The sequence below is a fragment of the Bacteroides sp. 90-K9/2 genome (genome assembly GCF_047310725.1).
GTDB classification, from domain to species: Bacteria; Bacteroidota; Bacteroidia; order Bacteroidales; family Bacteroidaceae; genus Bacteroides; species Bacteroides vicugnae.
Window position 1 is genome coordinate 1 of sequence record NZ_JBCGVL010000021.1, and the last position, 2,747, is coordinate 2,747.

Below are 2,747 nucleotides of genomic sequence, written 5' to 3' on the forward strand. Positions count from 1 at the left end.
TACGAAATCTGCAAAGTCTTTGCAGAACTAAATACAAGTATAATATATTGATTACTAACAATATATACCTATTTACTTTCTTGTGACAATAAATCTTTTGTTGTGCTTATTGTGCAGATTATCAATATGTTAAACACCTGTCAAACATATTAAATTGCTGATTTATGATACCAGATTTCTATCAAAAATAGGACATAATCTTCTATTAATTAATTGTTTAAGCTCTTATCTTATATGATATAAACTAAAAATTATTTCCATCTTAACGCTTGAAGATGGGTTTTCTTGTTCTAAATTATATCCAATAATTACTGATTATAATAATATATCCATTAGTAAACAATAACCTATGAAAAAGAAAAACTCCAAATGAAAAAATGCATATTTTATTACTGTATATTTTTAAATATGCAGGGGCGGACTCAAATCTTCCTCAAAATCGCAGAGAATATGATTAATGAATATTCATATTGGATGATTATATACTTTTTTTATATCAAATAGATTGCATAATTACATATAACTATATCAAAGGAACCATTTGTCATTTATCTGATGAACAAATGGTAGAACCAGAAATACCGAATTTTAGTAGCTATTAGAGGTCGTCAAGTTTATAAATTAGCTTTTAATCCTCTCCTTTTAAAGAAAGCAAAGGCTTCTCTATGACCAATGACTCGTTCCTTTTAAAGGAACGAGTCATTCCTTTAAATGGGACGAGTAATAATATTCGTAATAATAATGTATATTTAGATTATGTATATGCGTTTTCGGAACTTATATTGCATATCCTTTCATTTAATTATACACACTTTCTTCTATTAGAGAAAATTATACCTTCCATTTCTAAAACCAAATCTTAAAAACAGAACACTTTCGTTTAGCCTTTGTGCTTATTATTATTTGAAGAGGCAGTTTTCTCAAGATCACGCACCACTGTAATATCCATTATATTTGCATATACCTGTGTGGTCTTTACACTTTTATGCCCTAATAGTTTTTGTACAGTAGTTATATTGGCACCATTATATAATAATAAGGTAGCATTTGTATGCCGGGCGGTGTGAAACGATACACGTTTATCAATTTTAGCCAGACCTGCCAATATATTTAATTCCTTATTAATATTGGAATTGTCTTTTAACTTGAAAAAACTGTTGAGGTCATCTTTATAGCGTTGCAATATCTGGATTCCTTTACCTTCAAATAATAAATATAAAGGAAGACGTACTTCCATACCTGTTTTGACAGATTTGTATATTATCCAAGTCTCCTGATGGAACTCAACAATATTTGCAGAGGTCAGATTAGTAAAATCAGAATATCGTAATCCTGCATAACAACAAAATAAAAATGCATCTTTTGTTTTTTGCAGTCTCGTATATCTTCCTATCAACTGCAAATTCTCAAATTTGTGCAACTCTTCCGGAGCTAAGTGTGTATGGCTTCCTTCTATACTTTTAATTTTATATTTTCTAAAGGCATACTTCTGTATATCCATATACTCCTTATTTATTGCAACATTAATATATCGTTTCAGATGCTTCATGTGTTTGGCAATAGTATTAAGGTGATAACCTTTAGATTGCAGGTAATTATCAAAGGAAGACACAAATTCAAATGTCAAATCGGTAAATAATACCTCTTTCTTGAATTCCTGAAGTAATTCAAGTGTGGAAAGGTGATTTTGACGGGTACTCTCTTTCAAAGAAGAATTAGCTATCTCCTCTTTAAAAAAAGTCAAAAATGACCTTCCGTTGCTTAGGGGTTTATCAATAGAATTTTTTAATAAATCTAACGATATGGACTTTCCCTGTTGCCATAGTCCAAGTTCTGTTTGCTCAATAGCTGCTATATTTTCATATAACATACGATTCAAAACATTCGCATTAGGATGATTCTTCACCATTTTTCGTTTGGCATCCCACTGTTCCGGTTTGAGATATATTTTGGTGGAGAAATACATCTTTTTCCTGTTCAGATAGGCTTCTACCTGAACTAATGCCATTCCTCTTTTATTCAATCTCTTCTTTCTGTTAAACACAAGGTTGTAACTGATTTTTTCCATACTTTCATTTTTTAATTAATAATAGAACAAATTAGACGTAATTCTGTGCTATATCAGAGGCGAATAAGCATTAATATCTCTAAAAAATAAATCTTCAAATCACTTGGTATTCACAAAACTTTAAATTAAATGCCACTTTTTTATTCGCTTTTTTACGAAAAAAGCAAAAAGAATGGCTTTTAAAGATGTTTTATGACTAAAAACGAGTAAAAGAAATATTAAAAGATGCATTTTGCTCATACAAAGTGTCAATTGCTATTTTAGTAATCAACGCTTTTGATTGAGAAAAATATGCTTATCGGCATAAATACAGCTTATAAAATAACAAAATGTTATATTTGCAACCTTTTTTTATTAATATAATTGCTAGTTTCAGTTTTATTAATATATTTGCAAATTGTTAGAGTAAAGATACAAATAATGTAAAGTTAAACTTTAAGAGAGAATTTATGAAAAGAAAATTAATGCTGTTATTGGCATGCCTTTTTGTGGGCATAGGCCTAGTAACTGCCCAGACTCAAAAGGTCACAGGCGTTGTGATTTCTGAAGAAGACGGGCAGCCAGTTGTTGGCGCTTCTGTGTTAGTAAAAGGTACCACTCTGGGTACAATCACAGATGTAGATGGTAATTTTAATTTGTCGAACGTACCAAGTTCTGCAAAGACTTTGCAGATTTCGTA

Annotated in this window: 2 protein-coding genes; one reads left to right on the plus strand and one right to left on the minus strand. The window is 30.2% G+C overall.

Features of this window, described 5'->3' with window-relative positions; translation table 11 throughout:
- Window positions 1-880: 880 nt before the first annotated feature.
- Window positions 881-2,068: a site-specific integrase gene (locus tag AAHJ11_RS22290; protein WP_148365291.1), complete on the minus strand. Its 1,188-nt coding sequence runs from the start codon at window positions 2,066-2,068 to the stop codon at window positions 881-883.
- Between the two features lie 449 nt (window positions 2,069-2,517).
- On the opposite strand from AAHJ11_RS22290, the gene AAHJ11_RS22295 reads away from it, so the two are divergent.
- A partial coding sequence (locus AAHJ11_RS22295; RefSeq protein ID WP_178678428.1) for a carboxypeptidase-like regulatory domain-containing protein occupies window positions 2,518-2,747 on the plus strand: 230 nt, incomplete at its 3' end.